The organism is Gluconobacter kondonii (genome assembly GCF_002723995.1).
Lineage (GTDB): Bacteria > Pseudomonadota > Alphaproteobacteria > Acetobacterales > Acetobacteraceae > Gluconobacter > Gluconobacter kondonii.
In genome coordinates this window covers 216,944-239,496 of record NZ_BEWP01000001.1, presented here as the reverse complement: position 1 = coordinate 239,496, position 22,553 = coordinate 216,944, and the positions used below count along the sequence as shown (strand labels likewise).

23 protein-coding genes are annotated in these 22,553 nt (G+C 60.7%); 13 read left to right on the top strand and 10 right to left on the bottom strand.

Annotation, left to right across the window (positions count from 1 at the left end):
* The first annotated feature begins 2 nt into the window (after positions 1–2).
* A complete protein-coding gene (sodC, locus tag GKO01_RS01095; RefSeq protein ID WP_099285308.1) occupies positions 3–527 on the top strand; it encodes a superoxide dismutase[Cu-Zn] in 525 nt (174 codons plus the stop codon).
* 9 nt (positions 528–536) lie between these two features.
* Here sodC and GKO01_RS01090 read toward each other — a convergent pair whose 3' ends face one another.
* From GKO01_RS01090 to tsaD, 3 genes are read right to left on the bottom strand one after another with little or no spacing between them, the layout of a single operon-like run.
* Positions 537–1,511: an NAD(P)H-dependent glycerol-3-phosphate dehydrogenase gene (locus tag GKO01_RS01090; RefSeq protein ID WP_174694197.1), complete on the bottom strand. Its 975-nt coding sequence runs from the start codon at positions 1,509–1,511 to the stop codon at positions 537–539.
* Positions 1,512–1,513: 2 nt separating this feature from the next.
* Positions 1,514–2,353, bottom strand: a complete 840-nt coding sequence (locus GKO01_RS01085; RefSeq protein WP_099285304.1) for a 23S rRNA (adenine(2030)-N(6))-methyltransferase RlmJ — start codon at positions 2,351–2,353, stop codon at positions 1,514–1,516.
* Entirely contained in the window at positions 2,350–3,447 is a 1,098-nt protein-coding gene (gene tsaD, locus GKO01_RS01080; RefSeq protein ID WP_099285303.1) for a tRNA (adenosine(37)-N6)-threonylcarbamoyltransferase complex transferase subunit TsaD, read from the bottom strand. The genes GKO01_RS01085 and tsaD overlap by 4 nt, the downstream gene beginning before the upstream one ends.
* A 66-nt stretch (positions 3,448–3,513) precedes the next feature.
* Between tsaD and hemC the strand changes: the two genes are divergently transcribed.
* On the top strand, positions 3,514–4,563 hold the full coding sequence (gene hemC, locus GKO01_RS01075; protein WP_099285552.1) for a hydroxymethylbilane synthase: 1,050 nt from the start codon (positions 3,514–3,516) through the stop codon (positions 4,561–4,563).
* Between the two features lie 8 nt (positions 4,564–4,571).
* A complete protein-coding gene (locus GKO01_RS01070) occupies positions 4,572–5,237 on the top strand; it encodes a uroporphyrinogen-III synthase (RefSeq protein ID WP_244901273.1) in 666 nt (221 codons plus the stop codon).
* On the opposite strand, the gene secB is transcribed toward GKO01_RS01070, so the two are convergent.
* The gene (gene secB / locus GKO01_RS01065) at positions 5,238–5,759 is read right to left on the bottom strand and encodes a protein-export chaperone SecB (RefSeq protein ID WP_062033330.1); all 522 of its coding nucleotides are present in this window, start codon (positions 5,757–5,759) and stop codon (positions 5,238–5,240) included. It abuts the gene before it with no gap.
* A 207-nt stretch (positions 5,760–5,966) separates the two neighbouring features.
* Between secB and GKO01_RS01060 the strand changes: the two genes are divergently transcribed.
* The 4 genes from GKO01_RS01060 to GKO01_RS01045 all read left to right on the top strand — a co-directional run bounded on the left by GKO01_RS01060 (position 5,967) and on the right by GKO01_RS01045 (position 10,312).
* Positions 5,967–6,761, top strand: coding sequence for a Tim44/TimA family putative adaptor protein (locus GKO01_RS01060; protein WP_099285301.1), 795 nt, complete (start codon positions 5,967–5,969; stop codon positions 6,759–6,761).
* 36 nt (positions 6,762–6,797) lie between these two features.
* Positions 6,798–7,940 (top strand): murein transglycosylase A, encoded by a 1,143-nt coding sequence (gene mltA, locus GKO01_RS01055; protein WP_099285299.1) that lies wholly within the window; start codon positions 6,798–6,800, stop codon positions 7,938–7,940.
* Complete coding sequence (locus GKO01_RS01050; RefSeq protein ID WP_077802466.1) at positions 7,937–8,755, top strand: DNA-methyltransferase; 819 nt, start codon at positions 7,937–7,939, stop codon at positions 8,753–8,755. The genes mltA and GKO01_RS01050 overlap by 4 nt, the downstream gene beginning before the upstream one ends.
* An 81-nt stretch (positions 8,756–8,836) precedes the next feature.
* Complete coding sequence (locus tag GKO01_RS01045) at positions 8,837–10,312, top strand: cytochrome-c peroxidase (RefSeq protein WP_301272317.1); 1,476 nt, start codon at positions 8,837–8,839, stop codon at positions 10,310–10,312.
* Between the two features lie 80 nt (positions 10,313–10,392).
* Here GKO01_RS01045 and GKO01_RS01040 read toward each other — a convergent pair whose 3' ends face one another.
* Both GKO01_RS01040 and GKO01_RS01035 read right to left on the bottom strand, forming a co-directional pair.
* The gene (locus GKO01_RS01040) at positions 10,393–11,577 is read right to left on the bottom strand and encodes a lipase family protein (RefSeq protein WP_099285550.1); all 1,185 of its coding nucleotides are present in this window, start codon (positions 11,575–11,577) and stop codon (positions 10,393–10,395) included.
* A gap of 126 nt (positions 11,578–11,703) precedes the next feature.
* On the bottom strand, positions 11,704–11,913 hold the full coding sequence (locus GKO01_RS01035; RefSeq protein WP_099285295.1) for a hypothetical protein: 210 nt from the start codon (positions 11,911–11,913) through the stop codon (positions 11,704–11,706).
* A 120-nt stretch (positions 11,914–12,033) separates the two neighbouring features.
* Here GKO01_RS01035 and GKO01_RS01030 point away from each other — a divergent pair, with 120 nt between their 5' ends.
* Entirely contained in the window at positions 12,034–12,633 is a 600-nt protein-coding gene (locus tag GKO01_RS01030; RefSeq protein ID WP_244901272.1) for a Smr/MutS family protein, read from the top strand.
* A 5-nt stretch (positions 12,634–12,638) separates the two neighbouring features.
* Here the strand turns inward: GKO01_RS01030 and GKO01_RS01025 are convergent, their stop codons facing one another.
* Together GKO01_RS01025 and hemF are read right to left on the bottom strand one after the other, a co-directional pair.
* Positions 12,639–13,721 carry a type 2 periplasmic-binding domain-containing protein gene (locus GKO01_RS01025; protein ID WP_099285293.1) on the bottom strand — a complete coding sequence of 361 codons (1,083 nt, stop codon included), beginning with the start codon at positions 13,719–13,721 and terminating at the stop codon, positions 12,639–12,641.
* Positions 13,718–14,635 (bottom strand): oxygen-dependent coproporphyrinogen oxidase, encoded by a 918-nt coding sequence (gene hemF / locus GKO01_RS01020; RefSeq protein ID WP_099285291.1) that lies wholly within the window; start codon positions 14,633–14,635, stop codon positions 13,718–13,720. Before hemF ends, GKO01_RS01025 begins: the two co-directional genes overlap by 4 nt.
* Before the next feature lie 286 nt (positions 14,636–14,921).
* Here hemF and GKO01_RS01015 point away from each other — a divergent pair, with 286 nt between their 5' ends.
* The gene (locus GKO01_RS01015) at positions 14,922–15,812 is read left to right on the top strand and encodes an S-methyl-5'-thioadenosine phosphorylase (protein ID WP_099285289.1); all 891 of its coding nucleotides are present in this window, start codon (positions 14,922–14,924) and stop codon (positions 15,810–15,812) included.
* 49 nt (positions 15,813–15,861) lie between these two features.
* On the opposite strand, the gene GKO01_RS01010 is transcribed toward GKO01_RS01015, so the two are convergent.
* Together GKO01_RS01010 and GKO01_RS01005 are read right to left on the bottom strand one after the other, a co-directional pair.
* On the bottom strand, positions 15,862–16,125 hold the full coding sequence (locus GKO01_RS01010; RefSeq protein ID WP_244901271.1) for a hypothetical protein: 264 nt from the start codon (positions 16,123–16,125) through the stop codon (positions 15,862–15,864).
* Positions 16,126–16,231: 106 nt separating this feature from the next.
* The gene (locus GKO01_RS01005) at positions 16,232–16,942 is read right to left on the bottom strand and encodes a dienelactone hydrolase family protein (protein ID WP_244901270.1); all 711 of its coding nucleotides are present in this window, start codon (positions 16,940–16,942) and stop codon (positions 16,232–16,234) included.
* A gap of 42 nt (positions 16,943–16,984) precedes the next feature.
* Here GKO01_RS01005 and GKO01_RS01000 point away from each other — a divergent pair, with 42 nt between their 5' ends.
* The 4 genes from GKO01_RS01000 to GKO01_RS00985 all read left to right on the top strand — a co-directional run bounded on the left by GKO01_RS01000 (position 16,985) and on the right by GKO01_RS00985 (position 22,541).
* Positions 16,985–17,191 carry a DUF4169 family protein gene (locus tag GKO01_RS01000; protein WP_099285287.1) on the top strand — a complete coding sequence of 69 codons (207 nt, stop codon included), beginning with the start codon at positions 16,985–16,987 and terminating at the stop codon, positions 17,189–17,191.
* Positions 17,192–17,320: 129 nt separating this feature from the next.
* Positions 17,321–17,611 carry a co-chaperone GroES gene (gene groES / locus GKO01_RS00995; protein ID WP_062027127.1) on the top strand — a complete coding sequence of 97 codons (291 nt, stop codon included), beginning with the start codon at positions 17,321–17,323 and terminating at the stop codon, positions 17,609–17,611.
* A gap of 50 nt (positions 17,612–17,661) precedes the next feature.
* A complete protein-coding gene (groL, locus tag GKO01_RS00990) occupies positions 17,662–19,302 on the top strand; it encodes a chaperonin GroEL (RefSeq protein ID WP_099285285.1) in 1,641 nt (546 codons plus the stop codon).
* A gap of 278 nt (positions 19,303–19,580) precedes the next feature.
* Positions 19,581–22,541 (top strand): TonB-dependent receptor plug domain-containing protein, encoded by a 2,961-nt coding sequence (locus tag GKO01_RS00985; RefSeq protein WP_174694196.1) that lies wholly within the window; start codon positions 19,581–19,583, stop codon positions 22,539–22,541.
* Positions 22,542–22,553 lie beyond the last annotated feature (12 nt).

The following is a 22,553-nucleotide window of genomic DNA, read 5'->3' as shown; positions in this document are numbered from 1 at the left end:
CCATGCGTCGTTCCGGATTTCTGACCCTTTTTCTGGCCTCCGCCATAGCCATCCCTTCTCTGGCCTGTGCGGCAGACAGTGTTTCAGGAGAGCTGAAAGGGACGGATGGCGCGTCTCATGGGATCGTGACCGTGACGGATGCGCCGAAAGGCGTTCTGCTGCGCCTTCAGGTGCAGGGGCTGACGCCGGGCTGGCACGGCATTCATTTTCATGAAAAGGGCAACTGCGCGGCCCCGAAATTCACCAGCGCGGGCGCGCATGTCCATGCGACAACGCCGGTGGTGCATGGCCTTCTGAAGGCGGATGCGAATGACGCCGGGGATCTGCCGAATCTGTATGTCGCACCGGACGGGACGGCGACGGTAGAGCTTTATTCCACGCTGGTTTCGCTGAAGGGCGGCAAAGCTCTGCCTGCGCTGATGGATGCCGACGGCGCATCTGTGGTGGTGCATGCCAAGCCGGATGATTACCAGACCCAGCCGATTGGCGGTTCGGGCGACCGGGTGGCCTGCGCCGTTCTTCACTGAAGCGCGGCATTATTCCCGGGTCGGGGGGCGGTCCAGCAGAAGATGGCGCGCTTCCTCGATTGAAACGCCTTCGTTAAGGAGACGGGTGACGGTCTCGATAATCGGCACCCGCACGTTATGTTTGCGGGCGAGAGCGAGCATTGCGGGAGCGGTCAGAACGCCTTCCGCAACTGTCGTGCGTGAAGCGAGAATATCCGCAAGCGGGCGACCTTCACCGAGTTCCAGACCCACGCTGTAGTTGCGTGAACCGCGACCGGTGCAGGTCAGAATAAGATCCCCCATGCCCGCGAGGCCCGCAAGCGTGCTGGCGCGGCCTCCAATGGCTTCGGCGAGGCGGCCGATTTCGGCGACAGCACGGGTGATAAGAGCAGCGCGGGCGTTTTCGCCCAGTCCAGCGCCGATCGTGATGCCTGCGCCGATAGCAATGACGTTCTTGGCGGCTCCTGCAAGCTGAACACCAGCGGCGTCATCGCTGGCATAAAGACGAAAGCTGGATGTGTTGAGGAGCGCCGTGAGGGTCTGTGCAAGCGCAAGATCCGCGCAGGCCAGCGTTGCGGCGGCGGGGAGGCCCTTGGCGATTTCGATGGCAAAGTTCGGACCGGAAAGGACGCCTGTCGGACGGTTCTGCATGGTCTGGGCCAGCACATCGAGCGGCAGGAGGGAGGTAGCCTGTTCCAGCCCCTTGCAGCAGGTCACGACCGGAACTGCCGGGTCGAGCACGGTCTGAAGCCGCGTTGAGACGTCACGGGCTGTCTGGACCGGCGTCACAAGCAACACGACATCGGCGGTACGCGGGAAATCGCCCGTAATGGTGACGGTGTCGGGCAGGGTGATCTCCGGCAGACGCGGCAGGGTGCGGGTTCCCGGCGGGACCGGGTTTCGCATCCAGAGCGTGACGTCCGCGCCGGTAGCCACCATGGCGCAGGCCAGCGCGGTTCCCCAGGCTCCAGCGCCAATAACGGCGATATGCGGACGTCTGCTCATGATTATTCCTCTGCCAGCCGTTCGATCGTGATCTGGATATCTTCCGCGTCAGGAGAACGCAGGCCGACAGCAAGGGCTTCGAGAATATTGCGCGCCTCGTCCTCGAAGCCGAACGGCGCGTTGACGACCAGCAGACCACACCCGTTCAGACGCGACGGATCGACCGGCGGACGCAGAAGAAACTCGCAGGCGAGCATATCCCGGATGCCCGCATCCTGAAGGGCCGTATAGAAGGCCCGCACGGGTGTGCGGTGCTTGATCGGATACCAGACGGCGACGATTCCGGCGCGGAAGCGGTTACGGATCAGGGCAACAGCCTCTGCACAGCGCGCGAAATCGTCCGGTTTTTCAAACGGCGGGTCAATGAGAACGAGACCGCGCTTGAAGTCCTTGGGCGGGAGAAGCGCACGCAGGGCCTCGTAACCGTCACGGTGATGCACGGCGGCCTGCGGGTCTGCATGGAAGAGGCGGCGAAGAGGTCGGACGTCTTCAGGGTGCAGTTCGCAGGCAATAAGCTGATCCTGCGGACGCAATTCGGCACGAGCAAAAGCCGGGGAGCCGGGATAGCGGTGTCGGTCCTGCACATTGGGGCGGACGGCGTCGAGATACGCCGCAAGCGCTGCTGCGGCTGGACTGTTCAGAAGCTGGCCGATGCCTGCGCGCCATTCGCCGGTTTTTTCGGCCTCTTCGGACGTCAGATCGTACCGGCCGCATCCGGCATGGGTATCGAGGACGAGGAAGCCTGCGGGTTTGCGCTTGAGCGCCCTGATGAGCGCCAAAAGCAGAGCATGCTTCATGCAGTCGGCGAAGTTTCCGGCGTGGTAGATGTGACGGTAGTTCAAGAGAATTGTTCCGGGATGGCGGGAGTGCGTTCAGAGAGCGGCCAGCGGGGGCGAGCGGCGGTGTCGATGTCGTCGGGCGTTTCGCCTGCGTGAAGGCGCTCAAGCGCGGCCCATGCGACCATGACCGCATTGTCCGTACACAGCCGCAGGGGCGGGGCGAAGAAAGTGATTCCGTGATTGGCGGCGACCTGTTCGAGCGCCTGACGCAGGGTTTTGTTGGCCGCCACGCCGCCTGCCACGACGAGAGCCGTGGCATTCGGGCTGAGGGCAAGAGCATGCTCGGCACGATCGGCCATCACATCCGCGACGGCGCGCTGGAAGGAGGCGGCGACGTCTGCCGCGAACTGGCGCGGCAAGGCATCGCGCGTTCCGGTCGGATCCTGCGTGTCGATCAGGCGGCTGACAGCGGTTTTCAGGCCCGAAAAAGAGAAATCGCAGCCTTCGCGGCCTTTGAGCGGACGGGGAAGCGCATAGGCATCGTCCCGACCTTCGGTGGCAAGTTTTTCCAGCGCAGGGCCGCCGGGCCAGCCGAGGCCAAGCATCTTGGCGACCTTGTCGAAGGCTTCACCGGCGGCATCGTCGATCGTACCGCCGAGGCGGACATAACGGCCCGTCTGTTCGACCGACACGCACTGGCAGTGGCCTCCCGAGACAAGCATCGTCAGGTAGGGAAAGTGAAGTGCCGCTCCGAGGCTGGGAAGCCGAGGCGTGAGAATATGTGCTTCGATATGGTTCGCGGCCATGAAAGGACGGTTCAGCGCCATGGCCAATCCCTTGGCGTAGGAACTGCCGACGATCAGGCCGCCAATCAGACCCGGACCGGTCGTGCCAGCGAAAATATCGATGTCTGCGAGCGTCAGAGACGCTTTTTTCAGGACTTCCGCCACCAGAGCGGGCAGCGCGTCCAGATGCGCGCGGGCCGCGATCTCCGGGACGACGCCGCCGAGAATGGCGTGATCGGTCTGGGACAGCACGCCTTCGGCCAGAATGGTGCCATCATAAGTGAGGATGGCGCAGGCCGTATCGTCGCAGGACGTCTCGATTGCGAGAAGGAGACGCGCGGATGTGGGAGAATGAGTGACGGGGGCTGACATGCCCTCATTATGGCCGAGTCTGACATATCATGACAGTCCCGTGTGAATGGGCTAAAGCTGCCGTTCATGAATGCTCCCGTCCTGCCTTCCGATGCGCTCCAGCGAGTTGCCGCGGAAGCCGTCCGCCGTTCCCATGCCGCTGAGCCGCCGACTGGCCGCAAGCTCCCTCTTCGTGTCGGGTCGCGGGCATCGCCGCTGGCGCTGGTCCAGACGCGCAATTTTCTGACGCGTCTGACGCGGTTCTGCCCGGTCCTGCGCGACATGGGTGCGTTTCAGGAATACCAGATCAGCACTGAGGGCGACCGCAATCAGGTTCAACGTCTGGCGGAAATTGGCGGTAAGGGACTGTTCGCCAAGGAAATTCATGAGGCACTGGTTGCAGGGCGGATTGATTTCGCCGTGCACAGCCTCAAGGATCTGGAAACCAATCTGCCGCCGGGCCTCGTGCTGGCCTGCACGCTCAAGCGTGAAGACGCGCGCGATGCGCTGATCCTGCGGGACCGGACTGTAAAGATCGATCCGGAACGCCCGTATGACTGTCTGCCCGAAGGCGCGCTGATCGGATGTGCGTCCGTGCGGCGCCAGGCGCAGATGCTGCATGTCCGTCCCGATCTGCGGTTCGGGCTGCTGCGGGGCAACGTGCAGACCCGACTGGACAAGCTGCGGGCCGGAGCATGCGATGCGACGCTTCTGGCGCTGGCCGGGCTGCGTCGTCTGGGCATGGAAGATCGTGTGGATGTGGTGTTCGAGCCGCATCAGATGCTGCCGGCCTCGGGTCAGGGCATCGTTGGCGTGACGGTTCGTGAAAGCGATCTGGAACTGCGTGAACTACTGTCTGCAATCGAAGATCCGGAGGCCCGGGCCGTTTCGACAGCTGAGCGTGCGCTTCTGGCGGAGCTTGACGGTTCCTGCCGGACGCCGATCGGAGGCTATGCCCGCATCGAGAAGGGCATGCTGAAGCTAACGGGCATGATTGCAAGCGAGGACGGCACGTTCCTGTTGCAGCGCCACATCGAAGGCGCGCCGCTCGAAGCTGCCCGTATGGGAACGGAACTTGCGGACGAACTGCGTCGTGATACGCCGTCCAACATTTTCGAAGACATGAGGCGTCCCTGAAGCTTCTCTTGGACCGCGTCGTTCTGGTGACCCGGCCGGAGCCCGGACTGTCCGCTACCATGGCGGAAGTCAGGGCGCTGGGCTGGCAGGCGATAGCGTGTCCGATGCTGGACATCACGACACTGGCGCCGGTTGCTCCTGAAAACTTCCGTGCGGTTCTGGTGACAAGCGCGAATGCACTGCCTGCGTTGCGGGACTGGCCGAAGGATAGACTGCTCGTTGCCGTGGGCTCGCAAACGGCGGCGCGGGCGCGTCAGGCCGGATTTATCCATGTTGAAGCGGCAGACGGAGATGCCCTGGCTTTGACCGCATTCTGCCGGATGCGGGGCATTACGGGCGCAGACGTGCTTCTGGCCAGCGGCGAAGGCTACGGTCTGGATCTGGCGAGAAATCTGGAGGTGCAGCGGGCGGAAGTTTATGTGGCCTGCAAGCGTATGACCTTGCCGGAGGATGCGACGGCGGCTCTGCGGGAGCGGCGAGTCGATTCTGTGCTGCTGTATTCCGGGAAAACGGCGGAAGCGTTTCGAGACGCGCTTGGGGCCGAAGATTTGACGGCACTGTCTGCCGTGCGGGCGCTCTGTCTGTCAGAGGCCATAGCCGCGCGCCTGAACCATAAGGAATGGCGCGCGGTGATGTGGGCCGATCCGCTGGAGCAGCTCGGGCCCGCAGTGTGATCAGGCTTCGCCGGCGGGTTCCGGGAACTGCTGGGCGCGCTTGGCCTGCCACAGGGCCACGAAGTCGATCGGCTGAAGCACGACGGGCGGGAAGCCGCCGTCACGCGTGACATCGCTGACGATGGCGCGGACATACGGGAAGATCAGGCGCGGAACTTCAACCAGCAGGATCGGCTCGACCAGTTCCTGCGGCGGGTTGGTCAGCGTCACGACGGCAGCATAGGTCAGTTCGGCGATGAACACCGTACGACCGGCCTGTCCACCTTCCTGTGCGGGCGGCTCAGCGGCTTCGGCGCGGACGGCCAGAGCGACTTCATAGACAGCCTGGTCTTCTTCCAGACGGTTGGCCTGGACGTCGATGTTGACGGAAATCTGCGGGGCAGAGCGCAGCGTTGCAAAAATGGACGCGCCAGCCGGAACTTCGAAGGAAAGGTCCTTCGTGTACTGCAGGTTGATGGCGAGCGGCATTGCCGGCACGTTTTCCTGACCCATCACGGTGTTGTCGGCGGTGTTCTCTGACATGCGGTCTCCGGTTCCGCAGGGGCGAACCCCATGGCGGACATCGATTGAAACGATTGCGATCCCTCGGCGGTAGCATGATGTCTGCTGAACGCCAAGACACGCTTCTGGCCGACAGATGGTTGAGATCAGAGGGATTGCACCCTATCTGTAGGGCAACGGATCTTTAACCGGACACTTCGAAGTCCGGACAGTGAGAAACAGAGCTTCATGTCTTCTGACGACATTCACCTCCCCGCAGGCCTCATGGCACATGCTGGCCATTCTTTTCCCTGGGACCTCGTGGTCCTGTTCGTGCTCGCCGTGGTGCTGGGTGTGAGGCTGTACCGTGTGCTCGGCCGTCGCGTCGGGATGCAGGGTGTGCGGCAGGAACGTCCGGGCGGTGGCCGGTTCGGTTTTGGACCGCAGAAGGGCGCTGCTCCTGATGCAGCGCGTCCGGGCGCGCCGCCTCCGCTCCCGGGACAGACTTCGGGAAAGGGCGATAACGGTGCGTTCGCCGCCACAGTGCCGGATGTGGACTATGAAATTCCCGCCCCCGTAACCCGTGTCGGTGGCGTTCTTTCTGAGATTGCGACGATTTTTCCCGGCTTCTCGCCTTCCGGTTTCCTGAAAGACGCTGAAGACACGTTCCGGCAGGTCGTTCCAGCCTTTGCGGTCGGGGACCGTGTCGCGCTTGAAAAACTACTGACGCCCGCTGCGCTGGAGAGCTTTTCGGCTGCGATCGACGCGCGGACGCAGGCTGGTGAGACGCAGCGGAGTGATCTTCGCGGCGTTGAGAGCCTCTCCATTCTGGATGCGATGCTGGTGTCTGCGGACGACGGGCAGCGGACAGGCCGAATCGAGGTGCGGATCGTGTCGCGGCAGGTGAATATCCTGACCGATCGTCAGGGCGAGCCCGTGGTCGGAACCGAAGCCGTCACCGAGTTCCATGATCTGTGGCTGTTCGAGCGTGTGGCTGGACAATCCGATGCACAATGGCGTCTCGCAGCGTCCTGCCCGGCCTGATCGTTATTTTTTCTGTTCGAGTTTTCTGCCTGTCCGATGAAAAAACTGCTGACTCTGATGACACTCGGCGTGCTGTGCGGCTGCACGCCGCAAGAGGCACCGTCGTCGCTTTCCCTTTCTCCCGTTGGATATGATTCGCTTGCCGGATGGGGGCAGGAGGATTTTGCATCGCTGATGCCGCTTCTTCGGGAGGAGTGCCATCGACTGGCACAATTGCCGCCCGAAACGCTGCTCGGTGGAAGTGATGCCATCACTTATGGCCGTCATGCTGCCGATTGGAGCAATGCCTGTACGGCGCTGGCGACGGCAACGGACGCCAGAACGTATCTGGAAACATGGTTCCAGCCTTACGAGACTGGCACTGAGGCATTTTATACCGGCTATTTCGAGCCACAAATTCCTGCCTCCCTCACACGCGGCGGGGAGTATCAGACGCCGGTCTATGGTCGTCCGCATGATCTCGTCCGGGCGAAGGCGACCAATGGTCAGATGGTCAGCGGGCACTGGGTGAACGGACAGTTCGCACCCTATTACGACCGGGCCGCGATTGATGGCGGTGCGCTGGAAGGGCAGGGGCTTGAGATCGCCTGGCTGAAAAACCCGATCGATCTGTCGTTTTTGCAGATCCAAGGCTCGGGACGACTAATCCTTCCCGATGGTGGGCAGGTGCGTGTGAGTTATGACGGACGCAACGGGCAGGCTTATGTGCCGCTTGGGCGTGTGCTTGTGCAGCAGGGCGAACTGCCTGCGGATGGTGTCAGCATGGACAGCATCCGGAACTGGCTGGAAACGCATCCGGATCAGATGATGTCCGTGCTGGAGCGTAATCCGAACTATGTCTTTTTCCGTCGTGACGACGGTAATCTGGCGCAGGGGCCGAAAGGGGCGTTCGGGATGCCGCTGACGGCTGGGCGCTCCGTGGCGGTTGACCGGTCTCTGGTGCCGTTTGCGATGCCGCTCTGGGTTGAGACGAAGCTGCCTTATGGTACGGGGCAGCCCGCGACCTGGGATCATCTGGTGTTCGCGCAGGATATCGGAACGGATATCAAAGGTGCGGGACGTGCCGATCTGTTCACCGGTTGGGGCGCAAGTGCGCAGTCCATCGCCGGGAACCTGCATGCACATGGCCGGATGGTGCTGTTTCTGCCGCGCCCACCTGCGGATTCCGGGGCGCAATGATCCGCAGTCGCCGGGAAAAACTCGGTGTTCATACGCTGATCCGAGGAGACTGCACGACGGTTCTCAAGCGGATGCCGTCGCAGAGCGTGGACGTGGTGGTGACGTCGCCGCCCTATAATCTGGGTGTGTCGTACCGGACGTATCAGGATCGACTGCCGGAAGACGCGTATCTGGACTGGCTAGAGGATGTCTGCACCAGTCTGTGTCGCGTGATGAAAGATGATGGGTCATTTTTCCTGAATATTGCGGGATCATCGTCCCAGCCCTGGCTGCCGTTCGAACTGATGACCCGGCTGCGCAAGCTGTTCGTGCTTCAGAATCATATCACCTGGATCAAGTCGATTTCGGTGGGTGAGATCACCTACGGACATTTCAAGCCGCTGAATTCGGCACGTTTCGTCAACCGCAACCATGAGCATGTGTTCCATCTGACCAAGACGGGAAATGTGCCGGTGCAGCGGCTGGATGCGGGCGTGCCGTTTACGGACAAGAGCAACATCGTACGGCGTCAGCACATCACGGACCGGCGTTGCCGGGGCGATACGTGGTTCATTCCCTACGAGACTGTACGGAGCCGCAAGGAGAAGTTCAGCCATCCGGGGACGTTCCCGGTGGCGCTTCCCGAAGCCTGCATCCGGTTGCACGGGCTGCGGCCGGGGGGCGTGTTGCTGGACCCGTTCATGGGCTCCGGGACAACGTTGGTTGCGGCGGAGCGGATGGGCTGTGTGGGGATTGGGATTGATACCGATACGTCTTATGTGAACGTGGCGCGCAAGAGGGTGCGGGCTGCGATCGATCATGAGGACGAAGATTAATCGACGACACCTGTTTTTCTGACAGGTTCAATCACTTTGACTTTGCGTGTCACTTTTCGACATTATCACGACACCGTGAGTATGAGGAGAAAAGTGGTGCGTTCCAGCACGATTACAAAGGGAATTGCCGGTCTGGTGGCGCTGGGCGTTGTCGCCTGGGGCGGGACTGTCACTTATCTCGAGCATTTCGATCATGCTGGAGCACCGCAGCTTCCTGCCAGCAGCCCAACGCGTCAGGACCCGACGGCAATGGCGGCTTTTGCAGCTCTGAGCGAAGTACGCTGCGATTACTGCCATACGCAGAATGCGAACCTGCCGTTCTATTTCAGTCTGCCGCTGGCCAACCAGATCATGAAGCGCGATCTGGTGCAGGGACAGCGTCATTTCGAATATGCGCCTGTTCTGGCCGCGTTGCAGCAGGGCAAGCCGCCTTCGGTCGAGCAGCTTTCGCGCATCGAGGAAGTCATCACCCAGAACCGTATGCCGCCTGCGGCTTATCTGCTGATGCATCCGCATGCCCATCTGAACGAGAAGCAGCGCGTAGACATCCTGAACTGGGTGCGTGAACAGCGTGAGCGTTATTATGCGACCCCGGGCGTGGCAGCGCAGTTCCGTGGCGAGCCGATCCAGCCAATTCCCGAGAGCGTTGGCGTGGACTGGAAGAAGGCCGAACTCGGCCGGGCGCTGTTCTTCGACAAGGGCTTGTCGGGTGACGGAACCCTCAACTGTGCAAGCTGTCATGGTCTGGACAAGGGCGGCGTGGACAATCTGACGACCGCGACGGGTATTGGGGGCCAAAAGGGGCCGATCAATGTACCCAGCGTCTATAATTCCGTGTTCAGCATGTCCCAGTTCTGGAACGGTCGTGCGAAGGATCTGGCGGAGCAGGCGGCAGGTCCGGTCATGAACCCGCTCGAAATGGGGTCGCATGACTGGGCGACAGTGGCCGAGCATGTCCGCAGCACCCCCGCTTATGCTGGGCAGTTCGAGGCGGCATTCGGTTCCGATCAGATCGACAAGGACACGATCACAGGCGCGATTGCGGAATATGAAAAGACGCTGATCACGCCGGACAGCCGTTTCGATCTGTATCTGAAGGGCGATGCGAAGGCGATTACGGCGCAGGAAAAGCGCGGCTATGAGCGCTTCAAGGAAATCGGCTGCTCAGGCTGCCATAGCGGTATTGCCGTGGGCGGTGACGCTTACGAGATTCTTGGGTTGGAAGGCCCGTATTTCGAAAACCGTCACACGAAGCTGACGGCTGCCGACGAAGGGCGCCTGTCTGTGACCCATGCGGAAGGCGATCGGGCGCGGTTCAAGGTTCCGAACCTGCGCAATGTCGAACTGACCGGCCCGTGGCTGCATGATGGTTCGGCCACCACACTGGAGCAGGTCGTGCGGGAAATGGCACGTTACGAGACGCCGGATCGGGACATCGCCGATCAGGATGTGGCGGATATCGTGGCGTTCCTCAAGACGCTGACAGGCAAATATGAAGGCATTCCTCTGAAGGATGTGCCCGCTGACCAGCCGTTGCAGGCTCCGGCTTCGAACTGAAGTCTGCGGAAACTGCGGAAATAAAAAACGGCCCCGGATCATCCGGGGCCGTTTTTTTTATGGAATGTGTCTGTAAAGGCTTATTGTTGCGGAACGGGATTGCACTGTGGCGGGACAGGCTGGCCGGTCATGACTTCGTTGGTGAAGATCGCGGAATCGGCCAAAGAGCCGTTGACCGTCTCACTGTGGTTCAGACCCTTGTAGAGATGCGCCTGAACAAGCGATCCGGCAGCGCAGGCGGCTTTAACCAGCCCAAGCTGGAGCGCAGGTGGGACGTCACGGTCTTCTGTGCCCGTCCCGGTGAAGAGGGGCTGGGCCAGTTTGAGGGTTGGGAACTCCATGCCCTTCAGAGCCGGGCTGATGGCCTTGAGAAAGGTCGGCTGGAGCGTGTTGTGCAATGTCAGGCCAGCGGCCTGTGTCTGCTGGGACAGGGATGTCAGGCATTCATGCGCCGCCTTGCGATAGAAGGGCAGCGCCTTGGGGGTGAAGGCTTCTTCGGGACGGAAATGCGGGTCGTGTCCTGCCAGTCCGGTGGCAAGGTAGAGGACATAATCGACGAGCGGGCTGTAGCCTGCGTCGGGATGGGCGGCATTCTTGAGCAGATCCCCAAGAAGTTCGGGCGTGACGTAGGGGGCTCCAGTAGCCACGGTGCCGCGAATGTCCAGTTCAGGGGCGTAGGTCGGCGCATAGGCCGCTGTAGCGACGGCGGCACCTCCGCCCTGAGACTGGCCGACGATCATGATTTTGTTTTGCAGGTCCGGCACGTTGGCCAGTGCGGCGCGGATGCTGTCGAGGACGCTATAGGCTTCGACGCGGGTGTCCAGATAGGCATGCGTGCCGGGTCCGCCGAGGCCCTGATAGTCCGTTGCGACGATGGCGAAGCCGCGTTTCATCCATGTTGAAAGATAGGTGCTGTTGCGATCGTTATAGGGATTGAGGGAGGGGGCGCAGCTATCGTCCACGCCAACAGTGCCGTGTGCCCAGGCGACGATCGGCCAGCCGCCCTGTGGTGCGGGGCCGGGGGGAAGGATGATTTCGGCCGTGACGGGAACGAGGCCCTTGCCGGTAATGCCGTTCGTCGAAAGATAGGTGATACGCAGGGCACGTCCTGCGCCCGGAAGGCTGAGGGCTGCGGCCAGCGGCGCCGAGGCTGTGATGGTTCCGGGTTTCTGGGCGCCGGAGGGGGCTGCGGCCTGTGCCGCGCTGAAACAAAGGGCGGTGCTGGCGAGAAGGGGGGCGAATTTGCGCAGGAAAGGCAGGGGCATGGAATATCCTAGGTCGGTCTTGGGCCGGTCTGGCGTTGCAAGCGAGACTGACGGCATGGTCCTTAACGTCAAGTGAATTTAAAATGGCTTTGTGTAAAAGATGGCGCCTGAAGTGATGCGGGCAGTTCAATCGTCCTGCGCGAGACGGCGGTCGGCGGCCTTGTCGATCCGCTCACGTTCTTCCGCCGTCAGCAGGCCGCGTTCGTATTCCTGTGTGGCCCGGGCCTTGGCGTTGCTGGCGCGGGCGCGGGTATCGATCGGATAGGCGCGTTTTTCAGGCAGGGCGAAGGCGCTATCGGGGAGGCTGTCGCGCTCTTCCTGTGTCAGATGGCTCATGGTCCTGTTCTTTCGGAAAATGGAACCTGAGGCGTAAACGCATCCGCGGGCGGAAAGTCCCGAAAGAACATTGTTCAATGATGCCCGAAGCCGTTACATGCTCGTGGCTTGAATTGTCTGATGGACAAGGGTGGCCGGACAGGAAGTGAGGATAGTGTGGCGAAGCGGGATCTGAGGGAGGAGGAAGCGACGCTGTGGCGGATGGTTGTCCGCGATATCAAGCCGTTGCGGTCTCCGCGCTCCCCGCATCGTATAGTGTCTGCGGCCAAGGTCGAGCCTCCTGCCTCCATACCGGAGGTCCCGCGCCCCATGCCTGTCGTGACGAAACGCTCTTTTCTGCCTCTACAGTCTGAGAAGCCGAAACCGCGTCCTGCGGAACTTTCGGTGGGTGTCCGGGCACCGGGGCTGGATGATACGAGCTGGAAACGTCTGTCACGCGGGCAGATGAAAGTGGATGCGCGGCTCGATCTGCATGGTTATGTCGTGCAGGAGGCGTTCGAGCGACTGTATGATTTTATGCAGCGTGCGCGGGTTCGAAACTGGCGTTGTGTAGAGGTGGTGACGGGGCTTGGAAGCGGCGAGACCAGCGGGCTGATTCGTCGCGAGCTACCAATGTGGCTTCAGCGCGGGGATCTGCGCTCAATGGTTCTGGCCGTTGTGCACCCCCATGCGGCCAATCACGGATCAGTCCGGATTCTGTTGAAAACGCGCCGTCGCTGAAGCTGTCAGAGGTGGCGGGTTTCCTGCCCTTCGCGCCAGCGCGGTGTATTGACGGCGAGCCAGCGGCGCAGGGCCAGCGTGGCGCCCAGATCGGGAACGGCCCGTGAGAGGAACGGGGCCGCGTTGTCGCCCGTGACCAGCTTGAAATGATGCGTCTCTGCCCAGCGCCTCACACCGGCATCCGCAGTGGCAGCCGTGCAGGCTTGGTTCCATTGCGCGACAATCTCAGGTGGGGTCAGCATGGGGAGGGCAATGGCCATGGCCGTATCTGCGGCGGCGGAGACGGCCTGCCACGCATGATAGAACGGCCCTTCAGGCGCGCGGTGCCGGGCCTGCTGATACGCTTCCATGAAAATGGGGATGCTCGTCGAATGCGTGTCGGTCAGATCGCCGGTGTAGTAGATCGCGCTCGTGCCTTCGGGCAGGTTGGCGAGGACATCATCAAGCGGTCGGTCGAGCGTGTAGGGAGAAATCTGCACGGCATCGACAGTGCCTTCATGCAGGGCGGTCAGGGCGTTTGACGAATTCACATAACCGGGCACGGGAATGGGACGCAGGCCGAGAAGCGAGAGGCCCATCAGGGCATTCAGTTCCGGGCCGCCAATGCGGGAGACGGCAAGGCGGACGGGATGATCGTGAAAGAAACCCGTCAGGCGGCTGCGCAGGGTCTTGTGCAGTTCGGCGCGGGCAATGACGACGGTTGTGGTGGAGGCCACGAGGACGGGAGTCCAGCGTCCGAAATCGTAATGAACGCGGGAATCGCCCGTCAGGGATGCCAGAAGTGTGGCGCCGGGAAAGGCCAGCGCCGTATTACCGTCGGGTGCGCTGTTGGCGTCGAACAGATTGGCGGCGCGAACGCCGTCCTGTCCGATATCTGGGGTCAGTTCGAGAGGTGTCGCCAGATCTAGTGTGTGGGAAATGGCGCCGCTTGCCAGTTCTGCGAACTGGCCGGGGATGGAGGCGAGCGTGCCGCCCAGAAGGAGCTGAACATCCGCCAGAGTCCCGGCGCGGGCCGGGGTGTTCAGGAAGGGAGCGGTTCCGCCAAGGGCCGCCAGCCCTTTCAGGGCGGCACGTCGGGTCAGTCTCACGGCCAGCGGACTTCCGGCGGCATGCTCATGAGGATGGCTTCCGTGTTGCCGCCCGTCTTGAGACCGAACAGCGTGCCACGGTCATGCAGCAGGTTGAACTCCACATACCGGCCACGGCGGATGAGCTGGGCATCGCGGTCCGCTTCGGTCCAAGGGGTGAACATCCGGCGGCGCACGACAGCGGGGTAGGCATCATGGAAGGCCATGCCGACATCCTTCGTGAAGGCGAAGTCCTGATCCACATTTCCGGTAGAGAACTGATCGTAGAAAATGCCGCCCAGACCGCGTGGTTCGTTGCGGTGGGACAGGTGGAAGTAGCGGTCGCACCATTCCTTGAAGCGGGGGTAATGCTCCGGATCGTGACGGTTGCAGGCATCTTCGAACGATTTGTGGAAATAGTCCGCGTCCGACCGCGCTTCCGCGCTGTCAGGGAACATGGGCGTAATGTCCCCGCCGCCGCCGAACCAGCCCTTCGTCGTGATGATCATGCGCGTGTTGAAATGCGCGGCACTGACATTCGGATTGCACGGATGGGCGACGAGGGAGACGCCGGTTGCAAAGAAACGCGGGTCTTCTTCGGCCCCCTGAATATTTTTGCGGAATTCGGGGGAAAACTCGCCCCAGACGGTCGAGACATTGACGCCGACTTTCTCGAACACGCGACCGCGCATGACGGACATGACACCTGAACCGCCTTCGGGGCGGCTCCAGGCCGTGCGTTCGAAACGGCCGGGGGCGGTGCGGTCGCGCAGGACCTGCGAACCACCTTCGGCCGCTTCGTCTTCGAGTTTTTCGTAGGACGCGCAGATGCGGTCACGGAGGGTTTCGAACCAGGCTTTGGCGTCCTGCTTGAGGGCGTCGTGAGGTACGTCTGGACGAACGGTTTCGGCGAAACCGGGGCTGATCTGGTCCATTTTTTCTTCCCCCGTCTATACAGGACAAAACTTCGTTACGCGCAGTGTCCTAGCAAATCGTGCCGTCGTCGAACAGTTGGCTGATGCATGACTGACGCTCATTGGTGGCGGGCATCCGTGGCGGGACGATGGCGTAAAGACGTTTTCATTTCGTAAAAATGCTGGGTTTTGTGAAAATATTTTGCTGAATGCGGGAAAGGGGCCTGTCCGGCGCAGGAGGCTTGCGCGCCGGGCGTTCTCGTGGTCCAGAACGGGCGAGCGGACCAAACAACAGTCAGGAACAGACATGTCTTCGGAACAGGAAATCCAGCCCGTCATCGGTGTGATCGGTGGTTCGGGGCTGTACGATATCGACGGACTCGAAAACAAGGAATGGCGCAAGGTTGAAACGCCTTGGGGTGAGCCATCCGACGAACTGCTGTTCGGGACGTTCGAGGGCGTGCAGTGCGTGTTTCTGCCTCGTCATGGGCGGGGTCACCCCATTCCGCCGTCGCGCCTGAATTTCCGCGCCAATATCGATGCGCTCAAGCGTGCGGGGGTGACCGATATTCTGTCACTTTCGGCTGTGGGATCGCTCAAGGAAGAGCTGCCGCCGGGGCATTTCGTGCTGGTGGACCAGTTCATTGATCGCAGTTTCGCGCGTGAAAAGAGTTTCTTCGATACGGGCTGTGTGGCGCATGTCGGCATGGCGGATCCGGTTTCGGCACGCGTGCTGGATGTGGTGCAGGACGAAGCAAGTGCGCTTGGGATTCCGTTCACACGGGGCGGGACGTACTTGGTGATGGAAGGGCCGCAGTTCTCCACGCGCGCAGAGAGCGAGCTCTACCGGTCCTGGGGCTGTTCGGTTGTGGGCATGACGAACATGCCGGAAGCTAAGCTCGCCCGCGAAGCTGAGATGAACTACGCGACCGTTGCGATGGTCACGGATTTCGACTGCTGGCACAGCGAGCATGACAGCGTGACGGTCGAGGCTGTCGTGAAGGTCATGACGGGCAATGCAGAGAATGCGCGCCGCCTTGTGAAGGCTGTCATTCCGGTGCTGGGCAAGAAGCGTTCGGTCGACGCCAGTGCCGAGCGCGCTCTGGATCACGCGATCATCACCGCTCCGGCTGCACGCGATCCGAAGCTGCTGGCCAAGCTTGATGCCGTGGCCGGACGTGTTCTGAAGCAGGGCTGAAGCCCTGAACGCCGCGCCTGCGTAAAGCGGGCGCGGCAGATATCATTGATCAATCGAAATTATGGTTCGGGTCTGCGTTCAGGTCGATGCCTGCCCGTGCATCATCAATTTCTACGCCGTCCAGTTCCACCGGCGGCAGGTCCTTGACCGGAGTGCCCTGCGGCACGCCCTTGATGGAGATCAGGTCGGCGGCTTTTTCGAGATAGCCTTCGGGACCACAGTCCGGCTTGCCATCGGCTTCCCACAGAAGGCGCGCTTCGTGACGGATCGCGGCATCGTGCTTGGGGTCGTCTTTGAGCGGATTGATGCTCATCTTGAAACTCCTGTCTGATCCGGTGCGGTATTCGCCGGGGTTACAATCATTATAGACCCCTTCCACGGTTTTGCGACAGTCTGTGTCACCGTGTCGGGGGTGTGCTTCAGGCGAGATGTGTTTTCAGAAATTCGACGCTGCGGGACCAGGCGAGATCGCGGGCGTCGCGGTTGAAGCTTGGGCGTTCGGGGCAGCCGAACCCGTGACCGGCGTCGTCATAGACATATTCCTCGACCTCGGGGCGGGCGTCGCGGATTTTCTGGATTTCGGTGTGGGGGATGGAGGAATCCTCACCGCCGAAGTGCAGTTCGACCGGACAATGCGGCGCGGTATCGACATGGTTGCCGATGCTACCACCATACCAGCTGACGGCCACGTCCACGTTATGGGTCTGGGTTGCCGTCAGCCAGGCAAGCAGGCCACCCCAGCAGAAGCCGATGATGCCGACTTTCCTGTGTCCGGCATCACGCAGGGCCTTCGCACAGGCAGTAATATCAGCAAGCGTCTTGTCGGACGGGATCTGGCTACGGAGTTCGAGGCCTTCCGTCACGCCAGCCTGTGAGTAAGGCAGGACCACATCGGCTTTTGCACGGTCAAAAACGGCCGGCGCAATGACGTGGAAGCCTTCGGCCGCGAAGTCGTTGCAGACATTGCGGATATGATCGGTCAGGCCGAAAATTTCCTGTACGACGATGAGGGCGAGGGGCGACTCCGCCGAGCCTGCCTCATACGCGCCGAAGCTGTGTCCGTCTGCAGCCGTCAGCTTGACCATCTGGCCTGTTACGGGGGTTTTCTTGTCCGATGGGCTGTGTTTCATGTCTGTCTATCCAGTCTTGTCATGCCCGAAAGGCCATGAATCATGAGCGACGTCATCAATCTCCGCCGGGAACGCAAACGCCGCAAGGGCGTTGAGGATGCCAAGGTTGCGGATGCCAACCGTCGTTTGTATGGACGGACCAAGGGCCAGAAACTGACGGAAAACATGGAAAAACAGCGCCTGAAAAGCCTGCTCGACGGGCGGAAACTTTCTTCTGGTCCGTCTGGGAACGACAGCGAGAAACCTTGACGGAAACGGGTTGGGCGCCTATGTCATTGGCACTCTCCATGCGAGAGTGCCAAATGCACTGCAGTCATTGAGTGCAGCAACCCGGTCATGCTGCTTTTTACAAGGGCGTGACCAAAAATGGAGCGATCCATGACGAAGTTTCGTCCCCTTCACGACCGCGTGGTGGTCCGTCGCCTGACGGGCGAAGAGAAGACCGCTGGCGGCATCATCATTCCTGACACCGCCAAGGACAAGCCGACCGAAGGCGAAGTCGTTTCTGTCGGCCCGGGTGCCCGCAACGAGCAGGGCCAGATCGTGGCTCTGGACGTCAAGGCTGGTGACAAGGTGCTGTTCGGCAAGTGGTCCGGCACCGAGGTCAAGATCGACGGCGAAGAACTGCTGATCATGAAAGAGAGCGACATCATGGGTGTGATCGGCTGATTAGCCGTCCCCGTTTCCTCTCGTAAAAACCTCATTCAGGAGTAAGAATTATGGCTGCCAAGGACGTAAAGTTCGGCGCTGATGCCCGTGAGCGTATGCTGCGTGGCGTTGATATCCTCGCAAATGCCGTCAAGGTCACGCTCGGCCCGAAGGGTCGTAATGTTGTTCTCGACAAGAGCTTTGGCGCACCGCGCATCACCAAGGACGGTGTTTCGGTTGCCAAGGAAATCGAACTGGCTGACAAGTTCGAGAACATGGGCGCCCAGATGGTCCGCGAAGTCGCGTCCAAGACGAACGACATCGCAGGCGACGGCACCACGACCGCAACCGTGCTGGCTCAGGCCATCATCCGTGAGGGCGCCAAGGCTGTTGCCGCTGGCATGAACCCGATGGATCTCAAGCGCGGCATCGACAAGGCTGTTGGCGTTGTCGTTGAAGAGCTGAAGAACAACACTAAGAAAATCACGTCTCCGGAAGAGATCGCTCAGGTCGGAACGATTTCCGCCAACGGCGAGACCGAAATCGGCGAGATGATCGCTTCTGCCATGCAGAAGGTTGGTTCTGAAGGCGTCATCACGGTTGAAGAAGCCAAGGGCCTGCACACTGAACTCGACGTTGTCGAGGGCATGCAGTTCGACCGCGGCTACATCTCCCCGTACTTCGTGACGAATCCGGAGAAGATGACGGCTGATCTCGAAAGCCCGTACATCCTGATCCACGAAAAGAAGCTGTCCTCGCTTCAGCCGATGCTGCCGCTTCTCGAAAGCGTCGTGCAGTCCGGCCGTCCGCTGGTGATTATCGCCGAAGACGTTGATGGCGAAGCGCTTGCCACGCTGGTCGTGAACAAGCTGCGTGGTGGTCTGAAGATCGCTGCCGTCAAGGCTCCGGGCTTCGGTGACCGTCGCAAGGCCATGCTGGAAGACATCGCCATCCTGACGGGCGGTCAGGTGATTTCCGAAGACATCGGGATCAAGCTGGAATCCGTCACGCTCGAAATGCTGGGTCGCGCCAAGAAGATCCACATCGAGAAGGAAAACACCACGATCGTCGAAGGCGCTGGTAACAGCGACGACATCAAGGGCCGTTGCAACCAGATCCGTGCGCAGATCGAGGAAACGACGTCCGACTACGACCGCGAGAAGCTCCAGGAGCGTCTGGCGAAGCTGGCTGGTGGCGTTGCCGTCATCCGCGTCGGTGGCAGCACTGAAGTCGAGGTGAAGGAGCGCAAAGATCGCGTTGACGACGCCCTGCATGCAACTCGCGCTGCCGTTGAAGAAGGCATCGTTCCGGGTGGTGGCACGGCTCTGGCCCGCGCATCGTCCGCTCTCAAGGGGCTGACTTTCGACAACGACGACCAGCGCGTCGGTGGCGAGATCGTCCGCAAGGCTCTGCAGGCTCCGCTGCGTCAGATCGCGTTCAACGCGGGTGAAGACGGCGCGGTCATCGCAGGCAAGGTGCTTGAGAATGACGGTTATGTCTTCGGTTTCGATGCCCAGAAGGGTGAGTACAAGGACCTGGTCTCAGCCGGTATTATCGACCCGACCAAGGTTGTCCGTACGGCCCTGCAGGACGCCGCTTCGGTTGGTGGTCTGCTGATCACGACGGAAGCCATGGTTGCTGAACGCCCCGAGAAGAAGGCTCCGGCCGGCGCTCCGGGCGGCATGGGCGGCATGGGCGACATGGACTTCTGATCGAAGTTCGGTCTTTCCTCCATTTCTTACAGGGAAGGGATGGAGGAAACTCTGCTTGTTGTAAAAAAGCCTCTGGCCTGCGGGTCAGAGGCTTTTTTTGTCTATTTAGTTGCTGAAAGATAACGAAAAAACAGGTGTGGGGCATAACTGTTGCGTAGAGATCACATGTTGCACCCAAGTGCTCCGTAAAAGCATGGCTGGTATGTATTTTCCGTGACAGTCACACTCTGAGATCTTTAGACAGGGAACAACATTCTTCTGAAGGATTTTGTTCTTTGATGAGCACATCTCGTCGCCACCTGTTGCTGTGTGCATCAATTCTCGGAGTTGGGACCCTGTCAGGAACGGCTTTCGCCGCGTCCACGACACAGCCGGAACACCGTTCCCATAAGGCTGTGAATCACAAGACAGCCGCTTCGACGACTGCTGCAAAACCTGCTGTTACGCCCGTGCAATCCGTGGCTGTGCCTGTTGCCACGACGGCTCCGACCTCTGCCAGCCGCCGTCGTGCTGCTGTTCTTGAGGCACAGGGCGTGTCGGGTGGTTCCGAGCGTATGGTCGTTACGGGATCGGCGCTTGCCTCCTCGAACAACCAGAACGCCAACCCTGTCCAGATCGTGACGGCCAAGCAGATTCAGCAGACGGGCGCCACGACCCTCAGCGACTTCTTCGCGCGTATTCCGTCCATCGGTGGGACAGGGTCAAACAACGCGGAAACCAACGGTACGGGCGGTGCGTCCTGCACAGACATCCGTAACCTTGGCTCCAACCGCGTACTGGTCCTGATCGATGGCAAGCGTGCCACGCTGAATGGTCAGACGAACTGCATCGATCTGAACGCGCTGCCGGTTCAGCAGATCGCCAGCGTCGAAATCCTGAAGGATGGCGGTTCCGAGCTGTATGGCGCGGATGCGGTGTCGGGCGTCATCAACATTAAGATGCGTCATAACCTCTCGGATGGAAACATTACGGTCCGTGGTGGCATTACCGGGCAGGGCGACAACGATACGGGCATGATCTCCGCCTACAAGGGCTGGAATTTTGATCATGACAAGGGCAACCTAACGCTGTTCGGTCAGTACATGACCCAGGGTGGTGTACTGCAGCGTAACCGCAGCTGGGCCAACCCGGTTCAGCTGTCCGATAATCCGGTGGGTTCGGGTGGAGAGACCTTCGGATCCGGTTATTCCAACTATACGCATGTCCAGAGCGCATCTGGCCTGAACGCTGCTGTTGCCCCAGACGGCAAGACAGTGAGCAGCTGGGGTACGAACGACCGTTATGACTATGGTCGGCATCAGAGCCTGCTCAACCAGCTTCAGGATGCCAGCCTCTCGGGTGATTTCCACTACGAGTTCAACCGGCATGCCAACCTGTACTCCAATGTGATGTACTCGCATCGGACCAGTTCGACTTATATGGCAGCCGAGCCGTTTGACGGTTCTGTCCAGCCCAGCACGCTGCCGTCCGTTCTGACCATACCTGCCAATGATCCGAATAATCCGTTCGGTCAGGACGTGGACATCACGAAGCGTCTGACGGAACTCGGGGATCGCCGCGATGAGAACGCCACCGACACGGTCACGGCCAAGGTGGGTGTGAATGGTGAGATTGCTTACGGCTGGAATTACGACCTGTCGTATACTTACGGTTCCAACATGTCGACGGATCATCTGGAGAACGTGGGGTCGTACACGAAGCTGCTGAACGCCTATGGTCTACAGCAGGTTGACCCGTCCAGCGCGACGAGTGCTCTGGTTTATAACCCGTCGGTCTGCCCGTCTTTCGGGTGCAGCAATCCGTTCGGGACGATGGGCAGCCAGGCTGCATCCTACGTCAACTACAACACGAACACGCATTCGCATTACCAGCTTCGTGACTGGAACCTGCGCATCAACAACAACCACGTGACGACGATGCCCTGGAAGGGCGGCGGCGATCTGGGTATTGCGGTGGGCTTCGAGCATCGCGGCGAGCAGCTGACCAACACGCCTGACGAACTGATCAGTAGCGGTCAGAGCCTGACCAATACGGTTCTGCCGACCAGCGGTGGATTCGACGTGACGGAAGGTTATGCGGAAGCCAAGGCGACGCTGCTGAAGAACGTCTTCCTTGCGAAGGATCTGACGGTTGACGTACAGGGTCGTGCGTCTGGTTACAGCACGACGTCGGACACGGCGAAGAACTGGAAGGCGTCCATTAACTGGGCTCCGACGCAGGATATCCGCTTCCGTGGTACGATCGGCACGTCCTATCGTCAGCCGAACGTCTATGAACTGTATGGCGGCCAGTCGCTCAGCTACAACCTTGCCAACGATCCGTGCGATGCGGGGCAGGTCGGTACCTATGGTGCTGCGGCGGCGACGGTTGCTGCAACCTGCGCGAAGCAGGGCATCAACACCTCCACGTTCCATCAGTCCGGTACGGGCCAGGTTCCGACGCTGGGTGGTGGTAATGCGCATCTGTCACCTGAGATCGGACGGACCTACACGTTCGGTACGATCATCACGCCGCGCTGGATCCCGAACCTCTCCATTTCCGGTGAGTTCTGGCACTATTCGATCAACCACACGATCAGCGCGCTTCCGACGCAGTATATTCTGGACGGATGCTACACGGGCACCAACTCTTCGTTGTGCAATGCGATAAACCGTCTATCGAATGGCCAGATCAACACGGTGTCGGCCACGGATCAGAACACAGGAGCTCTGCATGAAAGCGGTGTGGATTTTGATTTCGACTACCGTATCCGCGTGGCACGTCATGATGTCCTCTCGGTATCCAACAATTTCCAGTACCTGCTGAACTACACGCAGCAGCTCGTTCCGGGTGGCGCGTTCACCAACTATACCGGTGCGCTGCTGTATGCGGGTGGCCCGAACAACGCAAATGCATCCTATGGCATTCCGCGTGTTCGTGACTATGCGACGTTCGGCTGGACGCATGGTGCGTTCACGGCGACATACATGATGCAGTTCATCGGTGGGATGCGCTGGAACAATCAGTCTGAGTTCCTGAATTCGACCACGGCGGGCCGTTACAAGACCCCGATGATGATCGAACAGGATCTGACGCTGGCGTACCGCTGGAAGAAGTGGAACTTCGAGAGCGGCATCAACAACATCACCAACAAGAAGCCCCCGTTCGTGGCCAGTGGCGTGGATAACAGCGCCGGCGCGACCTATGGCAGCTTTTATCAGGGTCGTTATTTCTTCCTGCAGGCAGGCATGAATTTCTGATCCTGACACTCT